We start from the raw sequence: 6,142 nt of genomic DNA, 5'->3' as shown, positions 1-6,142 counted from the left end.
GCGCTCGGCCCCGGCAAACAGACTGATCATCGGCTCTTACCCTGGATGGCGGTGGAACTATGATGCCAAGGATCGGGGGTTTTTAGAGCTGCCCTGTAGAACCCCTTGATGTAGTCGGACACATCACGGCCCCAACAACCAGTTCGCGATGAAGCGGCGGCCTGACGGACCAGCCGATGAACCTGCGCGAGAAACGGGGCTCCAAAAGCCCTGGGTTCTCAGCTGCTTGTTCTCATACTAAGCCACGCATCCCGAAGCACTCGCGCATCAACCAGCGCGTGGTGCCTATGAGCCGCGACCATTGGATCGGTAGAAAACCTGGCTTCTATAGCCGCTTGCAATGAATAGCCGGTAGCCAGTTGCATTTCAAAATCTGGCGCAGGGCCTAGATCCATTCTCTCGCTGGCCAGTAGGCCAGTGCCATCCAGTGCACTACGAAATAATTCGAAGTCCAGCGGATAGTCTGCGACAACGATTGGGTTTGATGCGGCACCAACGAAATCGCGAAGCGCCCGGGTTAGGGCTAGGGCGCTCATTGCAGCTACGCCACGCTCCAGGAGCGGGTAGACAGTCTGCTGCACGAATAAGGGCGCAGGTGCAGGAAGCTGCTCGCACTCGGCATAAAAGAAGCTCGACCCGTCTTCGCCGACCAAGGCGATGCTCACCAGTTCCGTCTCAAGCAAATCTGCCCATTCGCAATCCAGGAATAATCGCATGCACTTCCTACTATTCGATGATTCTTAATCGAAAAAAGAACTAGCCATATCCATTCGGAAGATCTCCGGTCCACAGGGTCATTTCGTGGCCATTGTGGTCGAGAATCCTCATTGCTCGAAGCTCCGGGTGATTGTCTAAGATATGAGAGAGCTCGTGCAGCACTGCAATAGGTACTGCGCTCCCTCCAAGCCAAGTCACATCAGAACGCTTGCGCATCTTCTCGAGCCCTTCAAGCGCCTTTATGTCCCTAGCGTCGTAGTCGCTGACTTCACCCTTCAGCCTGAAAGGGAGTACATCTGCGCTTATCCGCTGATCGTCGACCTTCGACTGGCCATCGGAATTTGGTGGCTCATTTGTCATGCGCGTTGCCCCTGTGTATATCTCGCGCGACGCCGGATAGGTCCATAGCTGTCGAGGAATTCTCCCATCGCACTTCTACGTTGAAGCACGTCCGCCGGCAGATCAATCCCGAGCTGTTTGGCAACTGAAGTTGCAAAGGAGATTTGGGCCGGAGTTGGCGTCTTGAGATCCCAGTCTAGACAGTCAAGAAGAACAGGAAGCAATCGTCGGGTGACTTGTGCCACGAAGATCTCGCGCTCTGGCTCGTGCAAGAGTCGAGCCCACTGCTCGTGAAGTGCAGCAAGCACATGATCCGGAGCTTCAAATTGGATAAGGACGTCAAGTTCAGAATCGAGCAGTAGAAGCGGCATGGGCTGGCAATCGACTGATACATATATGTAGTCTACCTATGAGGTGGTAGCTACAGAAGTAGCAAGGCCAAATCCTTGTCAGATGACTGACGACAAGTTTGCCGCTCGATTGGGCGCCGCCCTGCGTAGCCTCAGGAGTTCGGCTGGCCTTAGCCAAGAGGGGTTCGCGGACTCAATTTCGATGCACCGGGCGTACTACAGCTCCATCGAAAGAGGCGAGAAGAACATCACCATAGGGACCTTGGCACGCCTCGCCGATGGGCTAAATGTCAAGGTTTCAGAAGTTTTCGAGCTTGCCGGCTTGTAGTGGTCATCCGGCGTCGCATAGATCTCTCGCGACCGGGCGCCAAATTTTTCTCACGCTGGCATAGTCAGGCTTCAGGCTTTCCATTGGTCCTGCTCGGGACACGCAAAGGAGTTAGGTCCGCGCTGGGAAGGGCACCAAGTTGCGCCAACTTGTTTCTCGAAGCTTGGTAGGACTCATAGAATTGCGACCACTTGCTGAAACCGCCCAGTTCGCCGACGGCACGGATCATCGCGACGTGGGACGCCGTTAGCAGGGCGACCTGCGATTCGAGCTCGGCGATGCGCACGTCGCGATCTGCCAGGGCACTGGCCGCAGCGACACCGGAGAGCTTGCCCGGCCTGCCACGCCAACGACGGAACTCGGCTTGCCGCTCCTGATACTGCGCAAGCATGTGGCTGCGTTCGACGCTCCGGGTGATCGACGATGCCGCATTGATTCGCGGATGTAATCGCGCAACGGCCCGAGCGGTAATGTCCTCGTCGCGCGAGAGCAGGTCTTCCAGCACTCGGCGCATTTCTGGATCAGAATCGGATCCGGTTTCTTTCAAGCTGTCGTTATCCATCCATGACTCCGGTGCGGCGAGGAAGGGAGAGGTCGGGACCATCGGGAAATGGCTTTTCGCCTTGCTTGGTCGCCAAGAGCGTACGCACGCCGTCAAGCCGAATCCTGGCATGCTGAATCTGGTTCGTGCGACCGATGCTCTTTGATGGTTTGGCCTCAGCGGTCTCGACAGCCGCGGCAAGCTTGAGTTCGAGCGTCTGCAGGTGACGGCGGTTCTCCGGCAAGTTAGTTGCCGAAAGGTGGCGGCAGCCGGAAAAGCACTCAAGATGCTTTGGACACGGATCGACAGTGAAGCTGTTCAGGCAATGCCCGTAGGGAGTCGCGTGAAAACCGTCCGCTTCAACCTTCAGGAACTCGAACGCGGCGGTGTCACCCTCGGTGCTCTGGATCTTCTTGAACGCATCCACGATTGGACCGCTGGCTTTCCCGGATTGGATCATCTTCGCGACAGTGCTGGCTTTCTCGCCGAGCGCCATTTCCACGTCTGCAGGCAGTTCGAGTTGATCCAGCTCTTCCGCCAGGCTGCGATGATCGTACTCGTAGCTTTGGGCCATGCTGCGGCGATTGAAGCGTTTGGAGATGATGGTGTCGGCCACGCCGAGACGGAAAAGCTCGGTGTTCTGTAGGTGACGCAGGGTGTGGGAGGTGAGTACCAGGTCCTTGTCGTCGTCAGATTGCCCATACCGTTTGAACAACGTGTCACGGGACTTCTGCTCGCCAAGGGAAAGATTGACCAAGCTTGTATCAGGCCGACCAACGGAGACGTATCGGGTGACATCGCAGACTCCATTGTTTCGCTCCTCAGCCAAGGATCGTTTCGGATGCAAGAAAAGAAATTCCCAGGAAGCAAAGCTGCGATCGGTCAGACTGAAAAGCTCAGTGTCCGGCAACTTTGAGCCTGCCGCGACACGAAGGTAATTTTCAAGATCTCCGATTCTCACGAAGACCTTGCTCATGTCGCGCCTTCCGTTGGGTGAGACTGCCCTGCCTTCAACGTCTCTCAGCACCAATGCGCCACCATCTTTGGCCTCAAATCGCGCCATCCGGCGAAAGTACATGCGAGCGGTCGCACTCATTTCACCTTGAAAACTAGCGTTCAAGCTCTCTTGAACCTTGTGGAGCTCGTCGAAGCAATCAGCAGAATAGTTCTGACGGCACTTATGCATCCAATACCGCTTTTTGTCCTCGGCCAGGTCTAACCAGAAGGCGTTTCCGGAGAGGCGGGTGTAGATTTTCGTGGTCGGCACCAGCTCACTGAGCGCGAAGTCTGGCAAAACCCGCCCTGTTTCAGTCTGCTTCCTCAGCGTGTTTCGTAGCGGGTTGGTGATTGCCGCAGCACGGGTCAAGGTCTCGCTCACGATCTCCTCGAACATCTGGGGAACGTAATGAGTCCTGGCGATGAGCACCTTGCTATCAGCATTCTTTGCCTGCTGCTTTTCGGCGAAGTGTCGGATCATGAGCGATTGGGAATACCCACCTAGCTCCCCGGCAGGCCGCTGCTTCGAGTCGTAGTAGTGCCGGTCCGTTCGCCACTCAGCGGGAAGGAGCGTGGCCTCTCCAATTCGGAAGCCCGTCAAGATCATGATCCGAATGGCTGCAAAGCGCAGTTCGTCCACGAAGGTCTGGGGCTGCTCGGTCATGACGATCCGAACCAACTCCCAGAACGCGCGACGTTCGGGTAGGCGCTCAGCGCGTTTGCGTTCTTCCAGGTTGTGCCGAATCTCCGCTTGAGAATTGAGAAATTTGGACCGCCGAGTGGCTCTGGGCTGGAGACGGGCGGCGGCGAGGGCAGGGTAGAGCGGTCCCACATCGGCCAAGTGGTTGGTATCAAACAACACCTTGGTCAGTCCCGCGATCAAGTCGCCAAGCTTGCCGGATGCCTGGATGCTGTTGCCGGTACGAACCGCGAGAGCCATCTCGTCAACAGTGACACCCCACGGCTCGGTGCCTCCCGCGCATGTAGCGATCACGCGCAAGGGACGTACCACGTTGTTGGCGATGTGACCGAACGAATTGCGGCGAACAAATAGCTGCTCCATGACGGCAGCTTTGATGAGGTCTTGCCATGCGGGCGAAAAAGTGCGAGCAGGCAGAACCGGCAGCCCGTTAGAAGAGTGGGCTGCGTTGAGCGCCTCAAGTGCCGAACGTTCCGAACTGAAGTGGCGCAAGCGATGCTTGGGTGCGACGCCTCCTGCTAACGCAGTGAGGTCCCAGTCATACCCTTTGATCGCCGTGCCGCTCTGGTCCAGAGGAATTTCCCAAGGAACCCCATGCGTCGCGGCCAGCTCCATTCCGAGCTTGATGAAAGCGGAGAAGTGGGGATTCAAGACGGCGCACCTTCGAGCTCAACCACCACTGCCTGAACCTCTGCGATCGTCCGTTCAAGCTGTAGATAGGCCGGCGAAACCGCGTCGCCACGGGATGAGTCATGGAAGAACCGCGCCACACCCCGAAAGTCGGCTAGAACTCTCGAGTGCATCTGAACGTCGTAAATCGGCATGAACTTTCGACAGCCATAACAGGACAAGATCGGGTTGTAGGGGCACGCAGCCTGTCCGGAAGTGCATCCACCGATCCCCGTGATGGGAACACCATGTGGCGCTCCGCCGATCTGCTGAGACTCCTTCAACTGAGCGAGCTCTTCTGGACCGATAAACCGATCGTGGGCGATCCGAGCCACGCGCTGATAGATCTCGGAGATTCCCAGTGCCTTGTTCACCCGCTCAGCCTGGTTGGCTGATGTTTCGTAGTACACGAGCGCAGTCGTCACATCAGAGTGCCCAAGGAACTCGGCCAGTTCCTCTTGGCTTGCGCCGGCGTCAACGAGGCGTTGAGCGGCTGTGTGCCGCAGATTGACGGCAGTCGCGCCGAGCTCGAGCAGATCGCGAAGTAGAGAGCTGATACGACGACTTGCTTCATTAGCGGATGTGGCGCCGAACACCCTAGCGCCCGCATCATCACCATCAGCCTGAAAGCGCCGATCTATCTCGACGAAGAGAGGGGTCCACTCGCGCTTCACTCGCCTAAGCAGCGGCTTGGTGGCACTGGAACTACGCTGCTTTGCCATGCGGAATGTGATGTGGACGGACGCAAGCATGTCGACGCCTTCTCGACGAACTTTTACGTCATTAAACGTGAGCATTGCAATCTGAACCGGTCGCATTGCGAACTGGTACGCACAAAGCAACATTGCAGCGTCTTGCACATCTTCGAGAGCCAGCAACGACTTTTCGGCCTGGATCGCCGCTTCATCCAAAAACCGAACTACCGCAGCTTCATCGCCCGCCGAAATAAAGGCCTCGCCGGACCGAACGACGGCGTATTTGTCTTTGAAGGGGAGGGGTAGGGCGGATATGACGTCGTGATAGGAGTCAGCCCATTGGTTGAGTCGATATTTGCATAGCAGTCGAAGGATCGATTTCGCGCACGCGTACGCTTCCGCCGGCAGGCCGCGTGCAGAAAATGCCGCCCAGAACGATCCTATTTCTGTTGGTGCCACCCCCAACAAATTGACGATTCCTGCCTCGCCGATTGCCTTGCTGCCAAGGGCGTACTTGCTTGCCGACGATGGAGCCAGTCCTTCACCCAGGAGGTACAAGAAGACGTGTTTTATCAACAGGGCGAGTTGCTCGGGCAAATGATCAAAACCAACTTTGACAACGCGGCCATCGATATGGACCGCAAAACATTTGGCAGTGGTTGGATCTCGAATTGATCGTTGCTTTTCGTCGAAATCGTCGTAGTACCGAATCACCGGAGGCAACAACGGTAGTTGAGCAACTATTTCGTGAGCCCCAGCTTCCAACTGCCATTGAACATTTTCACTTCTAGCCATGTTGCGCTCCAA

The 6,142-nt window shown here is 56.7% G+C and carries 6 protein-coding genes; 1 reads left to right on the top strand and 5 read right to left on the bottom strand.

Translation table 11 applies throughout. From position 1 onward, the window contains the following. Positions 1-218: 218 nt before the first annotated feature. Both FHT08_RS07800 and FHT08_RS07795 read right to left on the bottom strand, forming a co-directional pair. The gene (locus FHT08_RS07800) at positions 219-716 is read right to left on the bottom strand and encodes a 3'-5' exoribonuclease (protein WP_166774732.1); all 498 of its coding nucleotides are present in this window, start codon (positions 714-716) and stop codon (positions 219-221) included. A 357-nt stretch (positions 717-1,073) separates the two neighbouring features. Next, complete coding sequence (locus FHT08_RS07795) at positions 1,074-1,427, bottom strand: hypothetical protein (protein ID WP_144080876.1); 354 nt, start codon at positions 1,425-1,427, stop codon at positions 1,074-1,076. An 82-nt stretch (positions 1,428-1,509) separates the two neighbouring features. On the opposite strand from FHT08_RS07795, the gene FHT08_RS07790 reads away from it, so the two are divergent. Then, on the top strand, positions 1,510-1,734 hold the full coding sequence (locus FHT08_RS07790; protein WP_029819464.1) for a helix-turn-helix transcriptional regulator: 225 nt from the start codon (positions 1,510-1,512) through the stop codon (positions 1,732-1,734). Between the two features lie 64 nt (positions 1,735-1,798). Here the strand turns inward: FHT08_RS07790 and FHT08_RS07785 are convergent, their stop codons facing one another. The 3 genes from FHT08_RS07785 to FHT08_RS07775 are packed head-to-tail and all read right to left on the bottom strand — an operon-like array spanning position 1,799 to position 6,130. After that, on the bottom strand, positions 1,799-2,296 hold the full coding sequence (locus FHT08_RS07785; RefSeq protein WP_033837294.1) for a hypothetical protein: 498 nt from the start codon (positions 2,294-2,296) through the stop codon (positions 1,799-1,801). Further along, positions 2,289-4,622, bottom strand: a complete 2,334-nt coding sequence (locus tag FHT08_RS07780) for a hypothetical protein (protein ID WP_055026678.1) — start codon at positions 4,620-4,622, stop codon at positions 2,289-2,291. Before FHT08_RS07780 ends, FHT08_RS07785 begins: the two co-directional genes overlap by 8 nt. Next, entirely contained in the window at positions 4,619-6,130 is a 1,512-nt protein-coding gene (locus tag FHT08_RS07775; RefSeq protein ID WP_236730793.1) for a site-specific integrase, read from the bottom strand. Before FHT08_RS07775 ends, FHT08_RS07780 begins: the two co-directional genes overlap by 4 nt. Positions 6,131-6,142: the final 12 nt, after the last annotated feature.

This window comes from Xanthomonas sp. CFBP 8151, from assembly GCF_011761885.1.
GTDB classification, from domain to species: Bacteria; Pseudomonadota; Gammaproteobacteria; order Xanthomonadales; family Xanthomonadaceae; genus Xanthomonas; species Xanthomonas arboricola_B.
This window is presented reverse-complemented; position numbering and strand designations above follow the sequence as displayed.

Bases quoted from the DNA above. Each gene is read 5' to 3' on its own strand.
- FHT08_RS07800 (WP_166774732.1), bottom strand. From the start codon at position 716: ATGCGATTATTCCTGGATTGCGAATGGGCAGATTTGCTTGAGACGGAA.
- FHT08_RS07795 (WP_144080876.1), bottom strand. From the start codon at position 1,427: ATGCCGCTTCTACTGCTCGATTCTGAACTTGACGTCCTTATCCAATTT.
- FHT08_RS07790 (WP_029819464.1), top strand. From the start codon at position 1,510: ATGACTGACGACAAGTTTGCCGCTCGATTGGGCGCCGCCCTGCGTAGC.
- FHT08_RS07785 (WP_033837294.1), bottom strand. From the start codon at position 2,296: ATGGATAACGACAGCTTGAAAGAAACCGGATCCGATTCTGATCCAGAA.
- FHT08_RS07775 (WP_236730793.1), bottom strand. From the start codon at position 6,130: ATGGCTAGAAGTGAAAATGTTCAATGGCAGTTGGAAGCTGGGGCTCAC.